Below are 20,073 nucleotides of genomic sequence, written 5' to 3' on the forward strand. Positions count from 1 at the left end.
GTCAGAAGTGGCATAGTCGGCTTAACCGATTCGCCGCTTCTGCGGCCCTCAAAACCCATCAAGATATATGTCCAAGCAGTTGAAGCCAAAAGCAAAAGACGATTTCTTCGGCGGTGACGAGCCGAAGCCCCGCACAGCCGTCAAGGCGGCGCCGCGCAGTGGGGGGGAAGCCGATTACACGGCAGCCGACATCGAGGTGCTCGAGGGGCTGGAACCGGTGCGGCGCCGGCCCGGCATGTATATCGGCGGCACCGACGAGAAGGCGCTGCATCATCTGTTCGCCGAAGTCATCGACAACTCGATGGACGAGGCGTTGGCCGGGCATGCGACCTTCATCGGAGTCGAGCTGAGTGCGGACGGTTTCCTGACCGTCACCGACAACGGCCGCGGCATCCCCATCGATCCGCATCCGAAATTCCCGAAGAAGTCGGCGCTCGAAGTCATCATGTGCACGCTGCATTCGGGCGGCAAGTTCGACAGCAAGGTCTACGAGACCTCGGGCGGTCTGCACGGCGTCGGCATCTCCGTGGTGAACGCCCTCTCCTCGCGTCTCGAGGTCGAGGTCGCGCGCAGCCAGAAGCTCTACCGCATGACCTTCGAGCGCGGCCATCCCAAGGGCAAGCTCGAGGACCTCGGCAAGGTCAACAACCGCCGCGGCACGCGCGTGCGCTTCAAGCCCGACACCGACATCTTCGGGCAGAAGGCCGCGTTCAAGCCGCAGCGCCTGTTCAAGATGACGCGCTCGAAGGCCTACCTGTTCGGCGGCGTCGAAATCCGCTGGAACTGCGCGCCCGAGCTGCTCAAGGGCGTAGAGGACGTGCCGGCGGAAGCGACGTTCCACTTCCCGGGCGGCCTCAAGGACTATCTCGCTGCCGCGATCCACGCCGACACGCTGGTGCATCCGGACATCTTCTCCGGCAAGTCGGGACGCAACGGCGCGCACGGCGCCTGCGAATGGGCGGTGGCCTGGACCGCGGATGCCGACGGCTTCCTTTCCTCCTATACCAACACCGTGCCGACGCCCGACGGCGGCACCCACGAATCCGGCCTGCGCAGCGCGCTGCTGCGCGGCTTGAAGGATCACGCCGAGCGCGTCGGCCAGGGCAAGCGCGCCGCCTCCGTCACCTCGGAAGACGTGATGGTGGGCGCCGCCGTGATGCTTTCGGTGTTCGTGCGCGAGCCCGAATTCCAGGGCCAGACCAAGGATCGCCTCGCCACCGCCGAAGCGCAGCGCATCGTCGAGCAGGCGATGAAGGACCCGTTCGACCATTGGCTGTCGGGCAATCCGAACATGGCCAACCGGCTGCTCGACTTCGTCATCGACCGCGCCGAGGAGCGGCTGCGGCGGCGGCAGGAGAAGGAGACCGCACGCAAGACGGCCGGCAAGAAGCTGCGCCTGCCCGGCAAGCTCGCCGACTGCACCGATGCCGGCACCGAGGGCTCGGAGCTGTTCATCGTCGAGGGCGACTCGGCCGGCGGCAGCGCCAAGCAGGCGCGCGACCGCAAGACCCAGGCCGTGCTGCCGCTGCGCGGCAAGATCCTCAACGTCGCCTCCGCCGGCAAGGACAAGCTGACGGCGAACGCGCAGCTCTCCGACCTCGTGCAGGCGATCGGCTGCGGCACGCTCGCGCAATATCGCGAGGAGGATCTGCGCTATCAGCGCATCATCATCATGACCGACGCCGACGTCGACGGCGCCCACATCGCCTCGCTCCTGATCACCTTCTTCTATCGCCAGATGCCGCGGCTGATCGACGAAGGCCATCTCTTCCTCGCGGTGCCGCCGCTCTACAAGCTGACCCACGGCTCCAAGTCGGTCTACGCCCGCGACGACGCGCACAAGGAGGCGCTGCTCAAGAGCGCGTTCAACGCCAACGCCAAGGTCGAGGTGAACCGCTTCAAAGGGCTCGGCGAGATGATGCCGGCGCAGCTCAAGGAGACCACCATGGACCCGGCCAGGCGGACGCTGCTCAAGGTGGTGCTGCTGGCCGACGACCGCGACACCACGGCGGACTCGGTCGAGCGGCTGATGGGCACCAAGGCCGAGGCGCGCTTTGCCTTCATCTCGGACAAGGCCGAGTTTGCCAGCGACGAGCTGCTGGACGTTTGAGGCGGCAACCAGACCGGCTGCACGCCAACACAGCCCCGGCCCAAAGCCGGGGCTGTGTCTTTGGGGCAGCGGCCGCCGTTTCGGACCAGTTTGCCTTGTGTGCTGCCGGGATCTTCGTTGCTTTCCGGATTCGTCTCGCGGCGACTCGGCGAGCGCCTCAGCGGATGCTGCGGCCGGGAGCAGGATTGCCTCCGTCTCGGACAAAACCGAATTTGCTAACGAAACCTTACTCAAAATCGAGTCGCCAGAATTCGGTCAAGGCCTTGAAACATAACAATTTTTCTAGATCTGGGCGAGGCCGCCGCAAAATACCCCCACACCGGCGTTTTCCGGCGACTGTGCCTGTCCGGCAACAGCATTTCGGCAAGAACCGTCTATAGTCCGGTCATCAGATGACACGGACTTCAGTGCGCTCGCGCCGACAAGGTTTGGGGATTTAAAATGAAGAAGACATTGCTCGCTCTGACCGCGGTTGCGGCGATGACCGGCACGGCCTCGGCTGCCGACTTGGGCGCCCGTCCCTACGCGAAGGCCCCGATGCCGGCGCCCGTCGCCAACTGGACCGGCTTCTACGTCTTCGGCGGCGGCGGCGGCGGCCTCTCCAATGCTGACCAGCAGATTGTCGACACCGCCACGGGTACCCCGCTGACCATCACCCAGCGTCAGGGCGGTTCCGGTTGGTTTGGTACGGTCGGCGCTGGTTACGACTGGCAGTTCAGCGGCACCTGGGTCGCCGGTGTGTTTGGCGACGCTCAGTTCGGCAGCATCCGCTCCACCATCCAGGATCCGACCTTCGACATCACTGGTAACCAGAAGCTGGAAACCTCTTGGGCGGCGGGCGTGCGCCTCGGCTGGCTGGTCGCTCCGAACGTTCTCTCCTACGTCAACGGCGGTTACTCCGGCGCTCACTTCGGCCGCACCAACTTCACGACGCTCGGCGGTACCCCGGCCGGTGTTCACCTCAATGGCTACGATCGTCACGGCTGGTTCATCGGCGGCGGCGTCGAGAACAGCCTGAACATCTTCGGCATCACTTCGCCCGGCTGGTTCATGAAGACCGAGTACCGTTCGGCCTTCTACAATGCCAAGACTGAGGCTATCCGCACCGATATCGGCGACCTCCCGACCATCAACAGCGTGCGCGCCAACAGCTGGAACCAGACGATCTCGACCTCGCTGGTCTACCGCTTCAACTGGACCGGTCCGGTCGTCGCGAAGTACTGATCTGATCGCACGATCAAGCGTCAAAGCCCCGGCATCGCCGGGGCTTTTTCGTTTTGGGCCTAGCGTCCTTGCGGCCACGGCCCATTGTATCCGTACCAGAGCTACGGCTAGTCTGTCGGCAAGTTTTCGTGGCTGCGGCAGTCGTTGATGCCGTGGAGCGCGACAGAAGCGGACCGATGGGAGGAAGGCATGCGCAGATTTCTGCTGGTGGCAGGCCTGTTTGCAACCGCTCTCGGGCTGCTCTGGATCGGACAGGGCACGGGCACGGTTCCGTGGCCGCGATCGAGCTTCATGGTCAACCAGCTGCACTGGGCCGGCTATGGCGCAGCCATGGCCGGGTTCGGGCTGGTGCTGATCTGGCAGAGCAACCAATAGAAGAAACCAGGGAATCCAAGCATGACATCCAGCCGGTTCGATCTCCGCGGCAAGGTCGCGATCGTCACGGGAGGCAATGGCGGCATCGGGCTCGGCATGGCGCGCGGCCTCGCCGATGCCGGCGCCGACATCGCCGTGGTCGGACGCAACGAGAGCAAGTCCGCCGCCGCCGTGGCCGATCTCAGACAGCGCGGCGTGAAGGCGATCGCCGTCGCCACCGACGTGACCGACAAGGCGGCGGTCGCAGCCATGATCGACCGTGTCGTCAAGGAGCTCGGCCGCATCGACATCCTCGTCAACAATGCCGGCATGAGCATCCGCAAGCCGCCGCACGAGCTCGAGCTCGACGAGTGGAACAAGGTGATCGACACCAACCTCACCAGCGCCTTCGTGTGCTCGAAGCTGGCCTATCCGGCGCTGAAGGCATCCGGCAACGGCAAGGTGATCAACATCGGCTCGATGATGTCGATCTTCGGCGCAAGCTTCGCGACCGCCTATGCGGCCAGCAAGGGCGGCATCGTGCAGTACACCCGCGCCTGCGCCAATGCCTGGGCGCCCGACAACATCCAGGTCAACGCCATCCTGCCGGGCTGGATCGACACCGATCTCACCCGCGGCGCGCGACAGCAGGTCTCGGGGCTGCACGAGCGCGTGCTGGCGCGCACGCCTGCGGGGCGCTGGGGCGACATCGACGACTTCGCCGGCATCGCCGTGTTCCTGGCATCGCCCGCGTCGAATTTCGTCACGGGTACGGCGATCCCGGTCGACGGCGGATTCTCGGTGATGGCCTGAAGCCGGCCTGCCCGCCATCCAACAACGCAAAAAAGAAGCCCCGGACGACGCCGGGGCTTTTGAATTGAGACAGTGCTTTTCTTGATCGTTGGTCGCGTTGCGTCGACGTGCTCAGTAGCGGGCGATGGTGGGTGCGTCGAACTTGTAGCTCGCGCGCACCACGGCCCATTGGATGTCGCGCGGCTTGGCATCGAAGGTGTAGTTTCCGGAGGTGCCGCCGAGCTGATAGGTCTGGCTGGTGAAGGCCGCGTAATTGTATTCGAGGCCGACGATCCAGTTGCGGGTGACGCCGTATTCCCAGCCGGCGCCGACGGTCCAGCCGTTGGCCCAATGGGTTTGTCCGCCCGAGCCCGTCGCCACACCGACGGTGTCGGTGACCGAGAGGCGGTTGTTCGCGCCGGCATAGCCGCCCTTGATGTAGAAGAGGTTGTTCTGCACGGCGAAGCCGGCGCGCCCGACCACGGTCGCGAGCACGTTGGTACGCCAGGAGAACACGTCATCCGCGGCGCCAAACACGGTGTTCGTGAACGAGCCCTTGTTGTCGAGACCCGAAATCGTGCCTTCCACGCCGAACACGTAATTGTTGGCCTGCCAATTGTAGCCGATCTGCGCGCCGCCCATGACGCCCGCGTTGCGCTGGCGATAGCCCTCTCCCGGCAGCAGATCGCCGAACGCCGCGCCGGTGCCGTTGTTGATGAAGTGCTGGTTGGTCCATGCGCCACCGATGTGGCCGCCGACATAGAAGCCGGTCCAGTTGAAAAGCGGCTCGACATAGGCGGGCGCCTTCGTGTAACGCGCACCGAGATCGGCGGCGGAGGCCGCACCGGTCGAAACCAGAGCCGTCGTGCAGGCAAAGGCGGCAATCAACTTATTACGCATGGTACACCCCGTGTCCTTGATGGACGCACGGTCACAGACGGCTCTTACTAAAATTGAAATCAACACGGTTAACGTGGCGGTTGGGCCCGCATCGCGCCGTGAATCCGATGGCGATGTTGCAAGCGTGCAACGCATCGCGCGCGAATTCACGCCGCGTTATCCCTACCGAAGTCCTCCGCTAGGATTGCGGCGCGGCGCGCAAATGCACGTGCTCGGGCCGCACACCGAGCGCAAGCAGGCGTGCCGGAATGCCCTGCAGCCATGGCAGCGCGGTGATGAGGCGCACGACCAGCGGCACCTTCAGCGGCCGATCGCCGCCCTGCAGGGCGCCGCTGATAATGTTGTTCTGCACGGCCACCTGCATAGCTTGCGTCATCTTCACCGGGAACGCGCGACGGCGCCTGATGGCATCGAGCTCGTGCTCGGACGGGCAGCCATGCTGCAGCTTGTCCGCCAGGAGGTTCGCGGTCGCAACCGCATCCTGGACGGCGAGATTGACGCCGACGCCGCCGATTGGCGACATCGCATGCGCGGCGTCGCCGATGCACAACAGGCCTGGCTGCGTCCAGCGCGTCAGACGGTTGATCGCGACGGTGAGCAGCTTGACGTCGTCGAAGCTCTTCACCTCGGCGGTGCCGGAGCGGAGGATCGGCGCCATGCGCACGACGTCGTCGAGCAGCGCCGAAAGTCCCCTCGCCTTCACCGCATCGTACTGTCCCTTGGCGATGACATAAGCGCACTGCCAATAATCGCCGCGGTCGAAGGTGATCATCATCTTGCCGGGCTCGACCCGCGCGAACACGTTCTCGGTCTCTTCGGGTGTGCGGCCGGCGCGAAACCACAGCACGTCCATCGGCGCGCCGATCTCCTCGACGCTAAGGCCGGCGCGCTCGCGCACCGTCGAATGCCGGCCGTCGCAGGCGATGGTGAGATCGGCCTCGATGTCGATGATGCCCTCAGGCGTCTTCGCCCGCACGCCGGCGATCGTCTCGCCGCGGCGGATCAGATCGATCGCCTCCGTGCTCATCATCACCTCGAGCGAGGCAAAGCGCCTGCCCGCCTCGCGCAGAAAATTCAAGAAGTCCCATTGCGGCATGAAGGCGATGAAGGGGTATTTGGTATGGAGCCGGCTGAGATCGGCAATGCGCACAGGCGTGCCGCCGAACAGGCCGTCCATCTTTTGCAGGCGCTGGTGCGGCAGCTTCAGGAAGCCGTCGATCAGGCCGAGCTCATCCATCACTTCAAGCGTCGACGGATGCACGGTATCGCCGCGGAAGTCGCGGAAGAAATCCGCATGCTTCTCCAGCACCACGACGTCGATGCCGGCGCGTCCCAGAAGGTAACCGAGCATCATGCCGGCAGGTCCCCCGCCGACGATGCAGCAGCGGACTTTCATGGTCCTGTCAGATTGTGGGTTGGGTGTCACTGCAGACGCGAACCGCGAGGTGAGTATCGATGAAGCGATGTCCGCCGATACTAGCGCGATTCAGGTCAAAGACAGTCCTAATCATGCAGCGCGCAGGTGGATCAATGCCGGTTGGGAGCAGCAGACCGGCGCCAAATGGAAGGCCCGCTTCGTGCGGGCCTTCCGTGACAATCGCGTTCGTTTATTTCTGATCCTCGTTGCTGGTCCCGGACCCCGGACTGCCGATCGGCACCCCATTCGGAGCACGCCCCGCACCCATGTTTCGCTCGGCCTGAGCTGCCGTGGGCGACTTGCCGGCGGCAGTCGGCGCTTGAACGTTGGGATTGGTCGGGCTGTTATTGGTGTTGATGTTGGCGCCTGTGGTGGTGCCCTGCGTTCCCATGCCGGAGGGAGCCGACGGCCCGGAATTGGCACTGCTAGGTGACGTCCCCATTCCGGCACCCGATGAGGCCGCAGATCCGCCGCTGGCTCCGCCGGCCCCCGTGCCTGCCGCGGCACCGGCACCCGCACCTGCGCCACCACCACCGCCTCCGCCACCACCGCCTCCTTGAGCAAGGGCGGCCGTCGAAAGCGCAGCACAAGCGATCGTGACGAGGATGGATTTACGGATCATGGATCGTCTCCCTGGTTTGGCAGACAATCCAGCCCGGCAGGAGTTGTTCCTTCCGCGGGGGAAGCGAGCTTCGCGTCTCAGGACTTTGGCGACTTGCGGTCCCACGGCCGTTTGCCATCGGCGTCGCGATCCCATGGTCGCGTGGCCGGAGCCCCCTTCTCATCCTCGGCAGCCTTCGCGCGGTCCGCCTGGACGCGTTCGCGATCGGTGAGAGGTGGGGCTGTGGGAACTGGATTCGTTTGAGCCAGAACCGGAAGCGTCGTCAGGAGCGCGACAATAAGGAATTTTGTCATTCCCGGCTCTAGCACTTTCACCTTGGCTTGTCCGATTTAAGTTCGGCCGCTGCGCAAGATCATCCCGTCACAATCGAACAGGACGTCAATTATTACTCCGGTTCGCGCTCCTGAAGCTCTTGATCTCCGACACGCTGCCGTCGCGATAGGTCAGCTCCACCGAGACGGATTTCGTGCTTGGCGCGAGCTTCATGTAGAGCGGCATGCCGGCGCTGACCGCGCTGGGGTCGCGCATGTCGCAGGGCGGCATCTTCAGCACCTGGTTGGGCACGGCGCTGTCGACGCCGATGCGCACCTCGCGGATGGCGCAGCGGTAGGAGACGAGATGGGTGTAGTAGACGAGCAGCCCGTTGAACTCGCGGAACGACAGCCAGCTCGTCGAGGTCATGTCGAGGATCTTGCGCTGGTCGCGGATCAGCGCGGCCTCGGGATCGAACCTGATCGGGAACGGGCCCTGCATGTCGCCGGACTGATCGACATAACGGACCTCGATCGTGCCAGCCTGCGCATCCGGCGGCAGCTCGATCGACGGGTTCGGCATCCGCTTGCGGGTGCGCGGATCGAGCGTGTCGATGAACCCGGTCTCGCGGAAATCGCCCGTGCCGGCAATGCGCCAGGAAATGCCGAGCGTCGGATCAGCGAAAGAGAAGGTCACGCTCCAGCCGCCATTGTGACGCGAGAAGCTCGCGATCGGCGCGTTGAGGGTCTCCTCCTTGGGCATCTGCGGCACCGACACCGGCGGTAGCGCCGCAAGCTTCGTGGGCGGCGGATCGTCCGAACGCGCGGCGGTGTCCTTGGCGAGGCCGCTGAGGAAGACATCGTCGACCATCTGGTCGAAATAGACGGGCACCTGCCTGTGCTTCACGGTGTCGGCGAGCTCGCTGACGGCTCGGCGGGTACGCTGCGCCACCTGCACCAGATTCTCGCCGGGCTTGAGCAGCTCCTTGGCGAAGGTGCGCGTAAACACTGAGTTTGGATTGGCGTCGTCATTGGAGAGCCGATCGAGCGCGGTCTGGCGGGGACCCGCGGAGAACACCGAGAACACGCCCTCCGGCAACTGGGTCATCGGCGCGAGCCCGCCGGCGCCGGCAACCGCGCGGGTGCCCTTGCGCTCGAACGGATTGTTGCGGCAGGCGTCGAACACCAGGATCGAGGTCCGCGCCTTCTTGTTCTGCAGCCGCTCGACGATGCGGTCGGCCAGGATCGAGGCGTCGCGCACCAGCTCCTCCTGCCCTTCCGTCGCAGCCGGCACGTCGGTCGGCAGCAGATAGTTCTGGCCCGCGATCTCGAAGCCGTGGCCGGCATAGAAGAAGAAGGCGGTGTCGCCGGGCTCGATGGCCTTGTCGAAGGCGAGCAGCGTCTCGGAGAATTGCTGCCGGCTCTGGTTTTCGGCGACCATCACCGAGAAGCCGAGCTGCCTCAAGGTGTCGCCCATGGTGCGAGCGTCGTTGACCGCCTTGAGCAGCTTCGGCACGTTCTTGTAGTCGTTGTTGCCGACGACGAGCGCGACGCGCTTAGCGGCCCAGGCGGGCCCCGCGAAACCGCTCAGGCCCACCGCGAGGCCAAGGGCCGCCAGAATTCTGAAAAGCCGACGCGTCATCGCAAAATTTCCCGTTGCAGAACCGGCCCTGCCACCGATCTTCGAACGGCAGTTCATGGGACCCCCCTGCCGCTGTGTGATAGTCGGCCCAGACCTTACGACGGTTCAAGAACCCCGGGGGGCTCCGATTGTACGATCCGACTATGGCCGATTCCGCTAGAATCTGTTTCCTTTTGGACAATTTCGCCGGAAGCGAGGGGCTGCCGTGTTGCACTGGTGTACGGACGAGGTCGACCCGAAGGATCGCTTCGACTATTGGCGCGAGGTGCGCGCCAAGGGGTTGTTCGGTGTCACCGCCGAGCTCGCGCGCGAGCGGCGCGCGGACTTCTTCGGCGAATTCTCGCTGCGTAAGCTGGGCGGCGCCGGCCTCGTCGAGCTGAAGGCCTCGCCCTACGCGGTCGAGCGCAGCGCGTCGGACATCGCCTATGCCCCGGGTGAGGCGATCTGCGTCTACCAACAGCTCGGCAGCGGCGGCTGGTTCGGCGGCATGCGCGCAAGCGACTTTGCCATTGCCAATGGCAGCTTCGCCACCAGCCATACCGACCTGCCGTACCGCACCGCCCCGCTGGGCACCGGGGGCTTCCACCTGCGGATCCTCAAGATCCCCGTGAGCCACATCCCGGTGCAGGACAAGCGCATGCGCGAGCTGGCGCCCCGGACCTTCAACGATCTGGCCCTGGCGCCCCTGCTCGCGGCCTGCTTCGCCGATCTCGGCGAAATCGCCGCGGACGATACGGCCTCTGCCGTCCAGACCTCGTTAGTCCAGGCGTTGGCCCACCTGGCGCTGATCGAGCGCGGCATCGTGCGGCCCGGAAGCCGGCGGGGACAGGAGGCACTGCGGACCGCCCGCCTCTCGCAAGCCCGACGGCTGATCGCGCGCCACCTTCAGGACCCCAATCTTGCGCCAGCCATGGTGGCCGACCTGCTCGGCGTCTCCGTTCGTCACCTGCACATGCTGTTCGAGATGGCAGAGAAGAGCTTTTCCCAGACGGTGACCGACGAGCGCCTGAAACAGAGCCGCCGCCTGCTGCGCGAGGCGCCGGAACGGCTGATCGCCGACATCGCCGCCTCGTGCGGCTTCGAGAGCCTGGCGACCTATTACCGGGTGTTCAACGCCGCCTACGGCATGGCCCCAGGTGATTTCCGGGCCAAAGGCACGGACGGGCCTTAGCTGCTGTCTAGGCGGTTGCGGCCAGGCGGAGGGGGCTCGGGGGAAAACCCCAGCCGCGCCCGTGATTTGGGCAAAAACCTCAGGCTTTTTAGGCTCTTCCCGCGCCCGCTCCATTGACTTTGGCCAATTCCCGCCTATGTTCCGGGTCGACGCGGCTCAGATCGAAGAGCGATTCCTGAGCCTTGCGCTTTGTCCGCGTGAGTCAGCACCCCCAGCTTCTTCGAGAGCGCGCCGTTTCGGGGTGGAACGCGACAGCCTTATTACCCTCGATTCCGAACGGCGGTTTCGACCAGAGGCTCAATGTCCTTTTCAGATCTCGGACTGTCCGAAAAAGTCCTCGCCGCAGTGGCGGCCACCGGTTACACCACCCCCACCCCGATTCAGGAACAGGCGATCCCCCACGTCCTCGCACGCAAGGACGTGCTCGGCATCGCCCAGACCGGCACCGGCAAGACCGCGGCCTTCGTGCTGCCGATGCTCACCATCCTCGAAAAGGGCCGCGCCCGGGCGCGCATGCCGCGCACGCTGATCCTCGAGCCAACCCGCGAGCTCGCGGCCCAGGTGAAGGAAAACTTCGATCGCTACGGCGCCGGCCAGAAGCTCAACGTCGCCCTCCTGATCGGCGGCGTCTCCTTCGGCGACCAGGATGCCAAGCTGATGCGCGGCGTCGACGTGCTGATCGCCACCCCCGGCCGGCTGCTCGACCATACCGAGCGCGGCGGCCTGTTGCTCACCGGCGTCGAACTGCTCGTCATCGACGAAGCCGACCGCATGCTGGACATGGGCTTCATCCCCGACATCGAGCGCATCTGCAAGCTCGTTCCCTTCACGCGGCAGACCCTGTTCTTCACCGCGACCATGCCGCCGGAAATCCGGCGCATCACCGAAGCCTTCCTGCACAATCCGCAGAAGGTCGAGGTCTCCAAGCCCGCCACGACCGCCGTCACCGTTACGCAAGCCCAGGTGCCCGCCGGCCGCGAGGCGCACGAGAAGCGCGAATTGCTCCGCCGTTTGCTACGCGAGGCCAAGGACCTCAAGAACGCGATCATCTTCTGCAATCGCAAGCGCGAGGTCGCGATCGTTCACAAATCGCTGCAGAAGCACGGCTTCAGCGTCGGTGCCCTGCACGGCGACATGGACCAGCCGGCCCGCATGGCCGCGCTCGACCAGTTCCGCAAGGGTGAGCTGCCCCTCCTCGTCGCCTCCGACGTCGCCGCCCGCGGCCTCGACATTCCCGAGGTCAGCCACGTCTTCAATTTCGACGTTCCCCACCACGCCGACGATTACGTCCACCGCATCGGCCGCACCGGCCGCGCCGGCCGAACCGGCACCGCGATCTCGATCGTGACACCGCTCGACCAGAAGTCGATGGCGGCGATCGAGAAGCTGATCGGCCAGAGCATTCCGCGCGCCGAAGGCGACTATGACGTCCAAGCCGAAGCGGGCGAACAAGGCGAGCGTCCGCGCGAGCAGCGCGGCCGCGAGCGTTCACGCGGCGGACGCGGCAAGCCGCAGCGCGGCGAGCGGCGCGGTCATGACCGCGAGCGCAGCCACGAGCCGCGCGAGGCGCGTGGCGAGGCACGGGCGGCTCCCGAGGCGAGGCCGGCACGCGAGGCACGGCCTCCGCGCGAAGCCAGGCAATCATCCGAGCCGCGCAATGGTGTGCGCCCGCAAGCGAATTCGTCGCATGTGCCCTCGATCGGCCGTCCCGAGCCGCGCCGCCAGCGCGAGATCGACAGCGAGCCGGGCGATCACTCGCATCTGCCGGCGTTTCTTCTGCGGCCGGTGCGCTCCCCCGCCGGCGCCTGAAGCGCGCTGGCGCGCCAGATTTCGGTTGAAGATCCTCGATCTACAATTTTTTGGATGCCCCGTGAACGTATATTTACGGGGCGTTCACGATCGTCCGTTAGCCTACGAACATAATTTAAGGATTGCTGCGGTCGATGGCGCGTCGGCCGCTGTGGGGATGTTCAGTGATCAAGGTACTCGACGAACACGAACGCACCCTGGCGTTCGCCGAGGTGGCGCTCGGTCAGATCCGATCGCTTCGACAGACGGCCATTCCCCGCAATTACGAGATCTGGTACGTCTACGCCACCGGCTACAACGCACCGCTCAACAAGATCATCAATGAGACGCTGGCGCGCAGCGGCAAGCTGACCGAGGCCGATCTCGAGCAGATCTACGAGACCTATCTCTCCCACATCAAGACCACCGACCGCATCGACAAGGTCGGCGCGCGCGTCGTCGGCGAGATCGACGACGTCGTGAAGGTGTTGGGCGAGGCGCTCGGCATGACCGGGGCCTACGATACCAGTCTGTCGGATGCGACCGAGAAACTGTCGTCGGCCGAGAACCGCGACCAGGTCAAGGCGATCGTCGAGGCGCTGCTGCGCTCCACCAGCGAGATGCGCGAGACCAACAAGGCGCTCGAAGACCGGCTGACGCTGTCGAAGAACGAGATCAGCAATCTCCAGCAGAGCCTGGAGGCGATCCGCGCCGAAAGCCTGACCGATCCGCTCACGGGCCTGGGAAATCGCAAATATTTCGACCGCATGATCGGCATGGCAGTGCAGAGCGCGCTCGTCTCGGGCGAGCCGCTGTCGCTGCTGCTGTTCGACATCGATCACTTCAAGTCGTTCAACGATTCCTACGGCCATCTCACCGGCGACCAGGTGCTGCGGCTCGTCGGCCTTTCGCTGAAGCAGACCATCAAGGGCCAGGACATCACGGCGCGCTACGGCGGCGAGGAATTCGCGGTCGTTCTCCCCAACACCGCGATGCGCCAGGCACTGACGGTGGCCGACCACATTCGCCGCGCCGTGATGGCGAAGGAATTGAAGAAGAAATCGACCGGCGAGATCCTCGGCCGCGTCACCATCTCCGTCGGCGTTTCCATGCTCAGGGAGGGCGACGACACCGACGCGCTGATCGAGCGTGCCGACGCCTGCCTCTACGCCGCCAAGCGCAACGGCCGCAACCGCGTGATCTGCGAAGCCGATCCGGAATTCGCGATCGAGAGCCACAGCCGGGTGGCGTGACGTTCATCCTCGCCTCTGCAGGGTGGGTTAGCGCAGCGTAACCCACCTCTTGTCTATCAAGGTGTATGAAGTGGTGGGCTACGCTGCGCTAACCCACCCTACGCATCGCCTTCCCGGCAACCTTCTTCGCCACACCCTTCTTCGGCGCAACCTTCTTCTTCGCCGCCGCCTTCTTCGCCTTCGGTCGCTTCTTCACCTTGGCGCGCTGGGCGGCAGTGAGCGCCGCCCTCGCCCATTGCGCAAGCTCCTGGGAATCGTCGAACAGGCGCGCCGGCAGCTCCCAGTAGGAATTCACAACCACGGTCTTGGCGCGGGTCGAATACTGGAACGGCTTCGAGCCTTCGGCCTCGAAGTCGGGAATGGTCGTCTCGTCGGCGCGAAAGAACAGGCCGGCGCGCAGTGACAGCGCGAAATTGACGCCGTCGGCCGAGATGCCGTAGCCGGAGAACATTTTCCGGATAGTGACCGGGCCGAAATCGGCGAACAGGTCGATCAGGAATTCGCGGTCCATGGAGGCTTCCCTGCGCAAGCAAGTGGGCCTTCATAGCATTTCCGTCATTGCGAGCGAACCGAAGCAATCCAGACTTCCGCCGCGGAGGCAGGTTGGATTGTGTTGTCGCCAGCGCAAAATTGCTCGCAATTTTGTCGCGGGCTCCTCGCAGTGACGCTGGAGGGTCTACCCGTCGATCTTTGCCGGCCGCAACTCGACCGACTCGCCGCAACCGCAGGCGGAGACCTGGTTGGGATTGTTGAAGACGAACTGGGCCTGCATCTTATCCGCCTTGTAGTCCATCTCGGTGCCGAGCAGGAACAGCACGGCCTTGGGATCGACCAGGATCTTGACGCCCTTGTCCTCGACGACCTCGTCGGTCGGGCGGATGTCGTGGGCGTATTCGACCGTGTAGGACTGGCCGGCGCAGCCGCCGTTCTTCACGCCGACGCGCAAGCCCACGATCTCCGAGTCGGCACGCTGGGTCAGCTCGGTGATGCGCTGGGCGGCGGCATCCGTCAGCCGCATCACCTGCGGGCGCGGCCGCCGCGGCTTCGGAGTGGATGCTGGTGTCGAGCCTGACGAAATCTGGGTCATGTTGTCTATGTGGTCCGTTGCGGAGCGAATTCAATGCGGCCCGAGGGCGTCACCACATGTTCAGCACGAGGCGGGCCTCGTCGCTCATGCGTTCCGGCGACCACGGCGGCTCCCAGACGACCTTGACGTCGACCACGCCGACGCCGGGCACGCTCGCCACCGCGTTCTCGACCATGGTCGGCAGCTCGCCGGCGGCCGGACAGTTCGGCGTCGTCAGCGTCATCTGCACGTCCACGGAACGGTCGTCCTTGATCTCGACCTTGTAGATCAGGCCGAGCTCGTAGATGTCGGCGGGGATTTCCGGGTCGAACACGGTCTTGAGCCCGGCGATGATCTCGCGGGTCAGCCGCTCGGTCTCCTCCGGCGGCAATGCCGAATGGGTCTCCATCGGATTGGCTTTGATTTCGGCCGTGTCACTCATGCAAACAAATCCCGCGCCTTCAGCAGCGCCTGTGCCAGATGATCGACTTCTTCCCGCGTATTATACATGCCGAACGAGGCCCGGCATGTCGCCGTCACGTTGAACCGCTCTAAAAGCGGCATGACGCAATGGGTGCCGGCGCGCACCGCGATGCCCTGGCGGTCGATCACGGTGGCGACATCGTGGGCGTGCGCGCCCTTGAGCTCGAAGGAGATCACGGGGCCCTTGCCCCGCGCCGTGCCGATCAGCCGCAGCGAGTTGATCTCGCGCAGGCGCTCCTGGGCGTAGGCGGTGAGGTCCGCCTCGTAGGCGGCGATGCGTTCCTTGCCGATCGAGTTGACGTAGTCGATGGCGGCGCCAAGGCCGACGGCCTCGACGATCGCCGGCGTGCCCGCCTCGAACTTGTGCGGGGGATCGCCGTAGGTGACGACGTCGCGCGAGACCTCGCGGATCATCTCGCCGCCGCCGTTGAAGGGGCGCATCGCGACGAGGTGGTCGTACTTGGCCCAGAGCACGCCGATGCCGGTCGGACCATAGACCTTGTGACCGGTGAAGACGTAGAAGTCGCAGCCGATATCCTGGACGTCGACCGGCAGATGCACCGCGCCCTGGCTGCCGTCGACCAGCACCGGAATGCCGCGGGCATGGGCGATCCTGACGACGTCCTTGACCGGCACGATGGTGCCGAGCGCGTTCGACATCTGCGTGATCGCGACCAGCTTGGTCTTCGACGTCAGCAGCTTCTCGAATTCGTCGATGAGGAAATTACCCTCATCGTCGACCGGTGCCCATTTGATCACGGCACCCTGGCGTTCCCTCAGGAAATGCCAGGGCACGATGTTGGAATGGTGCTCCATGATGGAGATGACGATCTCGTCGCCTTCCCCGATATTCGGGGCGCCCCACGAAGACGCGACCAGGTTGATCGCCTCGGTCGCGTTGCGGGTGAAGATGACTTCCTCGGTGCGCGCAGCGTTGATGAACTGCGCCACCTTGGTGCGGCCGCCCTCATAGGCTTCGGTCGCGGCATTGGCGAGGTAGTGCAGGCCGCGATGCACGTTGGCGTATTCGGATGTATAGGCCTGCGTCATGCGGTCGAGCACAGCACTCGGCTTCTGCGCCGAGGCGGCGTTGTCGAGATAGACGAGCGGCTTGCCGTAGACCTGCATGGCGAGCGCCGGAAAATCCTGGCGCACGCGCGTAACGTCATAGGCGCCGTTCTTGACCGCCGGATGCGTGCTCATGACCGCCGCTCCAGCCAGCGCTCGGCGATGCCGATCACGTGCTCGCGCAAAGTATCATCGGCGATCTGCTCGATCGCCTCGCCGACAAAGGCCTGGATCAGCAGCGCCTGGGCCTGCTTCTCCGGCAGGCCACGGGCCTTCAGGTAGAACAGCAGACTGTCGTCGAGCGCGCCGGCGGTGGCGCCGTGGCCGCAGGAGACGTCGTCGGCAAAAATCTCGAGTTCGGGCTTGTTGTCGGCCTCGGCCTCGTCCGAGAGCAGCAGCGCGCGCGTCATCATCTTGCCGTCGGTCTTCTGCGCGTCGGGACGGACGATGATGCGGCCCTGGAACACCGAATGGGCGCGGTCGTCGATCACCGCACGGAAGATCTCGCGGCTGACGCAGTTCGGCACGGCATGGTCGACCACCAGTGTGGTGTCGCCGTGCTCGGTCTTCTTCAACAGGTTGACGCCGTTGACCGAGAGCTGGCTGCCCTCGCCCGCCAGCGTAATGAAGCCCTGCAAGCGGCTGACCGCAGCGCCGCTGGTCATGTTGAAGACGTTCAGCTTGGTGTTGGCGCCGACGGTGACGAACTGCGAGGTGATGTTCACCGCATCGGCCGCATCGTCCATCAGGCGGATATGCGCGACGTCGGCGTCGTCACCGATCGAGACGATGACGGCGTCGTTGACCTGGTAGGCCGCAGCGCCGGCGGCGGCGAAGCTCTCGATGATGGTGGCGCGGGCGCCCTTCCCGATCGCCACCTGCGAGCGGGTGAAAGCCGAGGCCGATGCGGCGATCGCAACATGGATGATCTGGACCGGCGCAGAGAGCTGCGTTCCATCCGCGATCGACAGCACCACGCCGTCGGTCGCCAGCGCCGCGTTGACCGCGATCACGGCATCGGTGGACGCGGTCTTGAGGAGACCGGCATCCTTATCCAGCGTCTCGCGCAGAGTCTTGAAGCCGACCTCGGACGCAAGCGCCTTCACGTCTGAAAGCTCAGCCGCGAACACGCCGTCGACCAGCACCAACTTGCGGGCGCCCGCGATGGCATGCGCCTTGACCGCGTCCGCAGCGCGCTTCAGCGCGGTCGCATCGGGCACGGCGGCCAGCGGCAGCACCTCGCCGACCAGCGCGCGCAGGTCGGTGTATTTCCATTCCTCGATCCGGCGGTGCGGCAGACCGAGACGCTCATAGGTCTCGAACGCCTCGCAGCGCGCCGCCATCACGTCAGGCGAACCCGGCAGGCGGCCTTCGGCGCTGGCGAAGAGATCGCTCACCGCGCGGCCGCTCCCGGTCTTTGCCACAGCAACGTTCATCTTAAAATTCCTTACGCGGCATCCTCGAACTGGGCGTAGCCGGAGGCTTCCAGCTCCAGCGCCAATTCCTTGCCGCCGCTCTTCACGACGCGGCCCCTGGACATCACGTGCACGACGTCGGGCACGATGTAGTTCAGCAGCCGCTGATAATGGGTGATGACGACCATCGCGCGCCCCGGCGAGCGCAGTGCGTTGACGCCGTCGGCCGCGATGCGCAGCGCGTCGATGTCGAGGCCCGAATCCATCTCGTCGAGGATGCACAGGCTGGGCTCGAACAGCGCCATCTGCAGCACCTCGTTGCGCTTCTTCTCGCCGCCGGAGAAGCCGACATTGACACCGCGCTTGAGCATGTCCTGCGGGATGTTCAGCGACTTCGAGACTTCGCGGACCTTCTTGAGGAAGTCCGGCACCATCAGCTCGCTCTCGCCGCGCGCCTTGCGCTGCGCGTTCAGCGCCGTGCGCAGGAAATTCATGGTGGTGACGCCGGGGATCTCGACCGGATATTGGAACGCCAGGAACACGCCCTTGGCGGCACGCTCGTCGGGATCCATCTCCAGCAGGTCCTCGCCCCTGAACAGGATCTGGCCGTCGGTGACCTCGTAGCCGGGCTTGCCGGCGATGACATGGGAGAGTGTCGACTTGCCGGAGCCGTTCGGCCCCATGATCGCGTGCACCTCGCCCTCGTTCACGGTCAGCGTCAGCCCGTGGAGGATCTCACGCTCCTCGACACGAACCTTGAGGTCTTTCACTTCAAGCAAAGCCATAATGTTTTTCCATCTATCCCCTCATCCCAGGGAGCGCCGCAGGCGCGTCTCGAAGGATTGAGGCCACCAATCTTTCCGGTATCCATCCTTCAAGGCGGCCGCTTGCGCGGCCTCTTCAGGACGAGGTCCGAGCTAGCCGACCGACCCTTCGAGCGAGATCGAGATCAGCTTCTGCGCTTCCACCGCGAATTCCATCGGAAGCTGCTGCAGCACGTCCTTGACGAAGCCGTTGACGACGAGGCCGACCGCTTCTTCCTGGCTGAGCCCGCGCTGGATGCAGTAGAACAGCACGTCCTCGGAGATCTTCGAGGTGGTCGCCTCGTGCTCGAACGTCGCGGACGAGTTCTTCGCCTCGATGTACGGCACGGTGTGCGCACCGCATTTGTCGCCGATCAGCAGCGAGTCGCAGGCGGTGAAGTTGCGCGCGCCAGTCGCCTTGCGATGCGCGGTGACGAGACCGCGATAGGTGTTCTGCGACTTGCCGGCGGCGATGCCCTTGGAGATGATCCGGCTCGACGTGTTCTTGCCGAGATGGATCATCTTGGTGCCGCTATCGACCTGCTGATAGCCGTTCGAGATCGCGATCGAGTAGAATTCACCACGGGAATTGTCGCCGCGCAGAATGCAGCTCGGGTATTTCCAGGTGATGGCGGAGCCGGTCTCGACCTGGGTCCAGGAGATCTTCGAGTTGGCGCCACGGCAGTCGCCACGCTTGGTGACGAAATTGTAGATGCCGCCCTTGCCTTCCGAATTGCCGGGATACCAGTTCTGCACCGTCGAATATTTGATCTCGGCGTCGTCGAGGGCGACGAGCTCGACCACGGCGGCATGCAGCTGGTTCTCGTCGCGCTGCGGCGCGGTGCAGCCTTCGAGATAGGAAACGTAGGAGCCCTTGTCGGCGATGATCAGCGTACGCTCGAACTGGCCGGTGTTGCGCTCATTGATGCGGAAATAGGTCGACAGCTCCATCGGGCAGCGCACGCCCGGCGGCACGTAGACAAACGAGCCGTCGGAGAACACCGCCGAGTTCAGCGTCGCATAGAAATTGTCCGAGGTCGGAACCACCGAGCCCAGATATTTCTGCACCAGCTCGGGGTGCTCGCGGATGGCTTCCGAGATCGGCATGAAGATCACGCCGGCCTTCTTCAGCTCAGCCTTGAACGTGGTCGCAACCGAGACCGAATCGAAGACAGCATCGACCGCGATCTTGCGGCGGGCCGGATCTTCCTCGCCGGGCTTGGGCTCGACGCCTTCGAGCATGGCGACTTCCCGCAAGGGGATGCCGAGCTTCTCGTAGGTCTTCAGGATCTCGGGATCGATCTCATCCAGCGAGGAGACCGTCTTCTTCGGCTTCGGCGCCGCGTAGTAATAGAGGTCCTGGAAGTCGATCTTGGGATAGTCGACGCGGGCCCAGGTCGGCTCCTGCATGGTCAGCCAGCGCCGATAGGCTTCGAGCCGCCACTGGAGCATCCAGTCGGGTTCGTTCTTCTTCTGCGAGATGTATTTGACGATCTCTTCCGACAGCCCCTTGGGGGCCTTCTCGGATTCGATCAGGGTCTCAAACCCATAACGATACTGGTCGACGTCGATGCGCTTCACGCGCTCGACCGTCTCTTGTACGGCTGGCATTCCATCCTCCGCTCGCGGTTTCAAGGACCGCGGTGGATCAAACTCGGACGAGTATTACGATATTTCTCTGCGGAAAGCACGGGCTTAGAACCGTTCAAGCCGT

Annotated in this window: 18 protein-coding genes; 7 read left to right on the forward strand and 11 right to left on the reverse strand. The window is 64.7% G+C overall.

Features of this window, described 5'->3' with window-relative positions; genetic code table 11:
* The first annotated feature begins 67 nt into the window (after window positions 1-67).
* From parE to I6F24_RS08645, 4 genes are all read left to right on the forward strand, one after another.
* Window positions 68-2,110 carry a DNA topoisomerase IV subunit B gene (gene parE / locus I6F24_RS08630; protein WP_035999934.1) on the forward strand — a complete coding sequence of 681 codons (2,043 nt, stop codon included), beginning with the start codon at window positions 68-70 and terminating at the stop codon, window positions 2,108-2,110.
* 441 nt (window positions 2,111-2,551) lie between these two features.
* Window positions 2,552-3,334, forward strand: coding sequence for a porin family protein (locus I6F24_RS08635; RefSeq protein ID WP_225149561.1), 783 nt, complete (start codon window positions 2,552-2,554; stop codon window positions 3,332-3,334).
* 189 nt (window positions 3,335-3,523) lie between these two features.
* On the forward strand, window positions 3,524-3,709 hold the full coding sequence (locus I6F24_RS08640) for a hypothetical protein (RefSeq protein WP_036000069.1): 186 nt from the start codon (window positions 3,524-3,526) through the stop codon (window positions 3,707-3,709).
* Window positions 3,710-3,730: 21 nt separating this feature from the next.
* Complete coding sequence (locus I6F24_RS08645; protein WP_035999947.1) at window positions 3,731-4,501, forward strand: glucose 1-dehydrogenase; 771 nt, start codon at window positions 3,731-3,733, stop codon at window positions 4,499-4,501.
* 111 nt (window positions 4,502-4,612) lie between these two features.
* Here I6F24_RS08645 and I6F24_RS08650 read toward each other — a convergent pair whose 3' ends face one another.
* The 4 genes from I6F24_RS08650 to I6F24_RS08665 form a co-directional block, all read right to left on the reverse strand.
* Window positions 4,613-5,380, reverse strand: a complete 768-nt coding sequence (locus tag I6F24_RS08650) for an outer membrane beta-barrel protein (protein WP_225149560.1) — start codon at window positions 5,378-5,380, stop codon at window positions 4,613-4,615.
* Window positions 5,381-5,558: 178 nt separating this feature from the next.
* Window positions 5,559-6,776 (reverse strand): FAD-dependent oxidoreductase, encoded by a 1,218-nt coding sequence (locus I6F24_RS08655; protein ID WP_225149559.1) that lies wholly within the window; start codon window positions 6,774-6,776, stop codon window positions 5,559-5,561.
* 211 nt (window positions 6,777-6,987) lie between these two features.
* Window positions 6,988-7,419: a hypothetical protein gene (locus tag I6F24_RS08660; protein ID WP_225149558.1), complete on the reverse strand. Its 432-nt coding sequence runs from the start codon at window positions 7,417-7,419 to the stop codon at window positions 6,988-6,990.
* A gap of 378 nt (window positions 7,420-7,797) precedes the next feature.
* Window positions 7,798-9,312: a caspase family protein gene (locus I6F24_RS08665; protein WP_225149557.1), complete on the reverse strand. Its 1,515-nt coding sequence runs from the start codon at window positions 9,310-9,312 to the stop codon at window positions 7,798-7,800.
* Window positions 9,313-9,517: 205 nt separating this feature from the next.
* On the opposite strand from I6F24_RS08665, the gene I6F24_RS08670 reads away from it, so the two are divergent.
* From I6F24_RS08670 to I6F24_RS08680, 3 genes are all read left to right on the forward strand, one after another.
* Window positions 9,518-10,483, forward strand: coding sequence for a helix-turn-helix domain-containing protein (locus I6F24_RS08670; protein WP_225140355.1), 966 nt, complete (start codon window positions 9,518-9,520; stop codon window positions 10,481-10,483).
* 300 nt (window positions 10,484-10,783) lie between these two features.
* Window positions 10,784-12,292 (forward strand): DEAD/DEAH box helicase, encoded by a 1,509-nt coding sequence (locus I6F24_RS08675; RefSeq protein WP_225149556.1) that lies wholly within the window; start codon window positions 10,784-10,786, stop codon window positions 12,290-12,292.
* 164 nt (window positions 12,293-12,456) lie between these two features.
* Complete coding sequence (locus I6F24_RS08680; protein WP_036033560.1) at window positions 12,457-13,524, forward strand: GGDEF domain-containing protein; 1,068 nt, start codon at window positions 12,457-12,459, stop codon at window positions 13,522-13,524.
* Window positions 13,525-13,612: 88 nt separating this feature from the next.
* Here I6F24_RS08680 and I6F24_RS08685 read toward each other — a convergent pair whose 3' ends face one another.
* The 7 genes from I6F24_RS08685 to sufB form a co-directional block, all read right to left on the reverse strand.
* Complete coding sequence (locus I6F24_RS08685; RefSeq protein ID WP_057029081.1) at window positions 13,613-14,035, reverse strand: TfoX/Sxy family protein; 423 nt, start codon at window positions 14,033-14,035, stop codon at window positions 13,613-13,615.
* Window positions 14,036-14,200: 165 nt separating this feature from the next.
* On the reverse strand, window positions 14,201-14,611 hold the full coding sequence (locus tag I6F24_RS08690) for an iron-sulfur cluster assembly accessory protein (RefSeq protein ID WP_074447904.1): 411 nt from the start codon (window positions 14,609-14,611) through the stop codon (window positions 14,201-14,203).
* A 49-nt stretch (window positions 14,612-14,660) separates the two neighbouring features.
* A complete protein-coding gene (locus tag I6F24_RS08695) occupies window positions 14,661-15,032 on the reverse strand; it encodes an SUF system Fe-S cluster assembly protein (RefSeq protein WP_018641712.1) in 372 nt (123 codons plus the stop codon).
* Window positions 15,029-16,276: a cysteine desulfurase gene (locus I6F24_RS08700; protein ID WP_036022923.1), complete on the reverse strand. Its 1,248-nt coding sequence runs from the start codon at window positions 16,274-16,276 to the stop codon at window positions 15,029-15,031. The genes I6F24_RS08695 and I6F24_RS08700 overlap by 4 nt, the downstream gene beginning before the upstream one ends.
* Window positions 16,273-17,577 carry a Fe-S cluster assembly protein SufD gene (sufD, locus tag I6F24_RS08705; protein ID WP_036022922.1) on the reverse strand — a complete coding sequence of 435 codons (1,305 nt, stop codon included), beginning with the start codon at window positions 17,575-17,577 and terminating at the stop codon, window positions 16,273-16,275. The genes I6F24_RS08700 and sufD overlap by 4 nt, the downstream gene beginning before the upstream one ends.
* Before the next feature lie 11 nt (window positions 17,578-17,588).
* Window positions 17,589-18,341, reverse strand: a complete 753-nt coding sequence (sufC, locus tag I6F24_RS08710; RefSeq protein WP_035999976.1) for a Fe-S cluster assembly ATPase SufC — start codon at window positions 18,339-18,341, stop codon at window positions 17,589-17,591.
* Between the two features lie 132 nt (window positions 18,342-18,473).
* A complete protein-coding gene (gene sufB / locus I6F24_RS08715) occupies window positions 18,474-19,970 on the reverse strand; it encodes a Fe-S cluster assembly protein SufB (RefSeq protein ID WP_036022921.1) in 1,497 nt (498 codons plus the stop codon).
* Window positions 19,971-20,073 lie beyond the last annotated feature (103 nt).

The organism is Bradyrhizobium sp. BRP23, from assembly GCF_020194135.1.
Taxonomy (GTDB): domain Bacteria; phylum Pseudomonadota; class Alphaproteobacteria; order Rhizobiales; family Xanthobacteraceae; genus Bradyrhizobium; species Bradyrhizobium yuanmingense.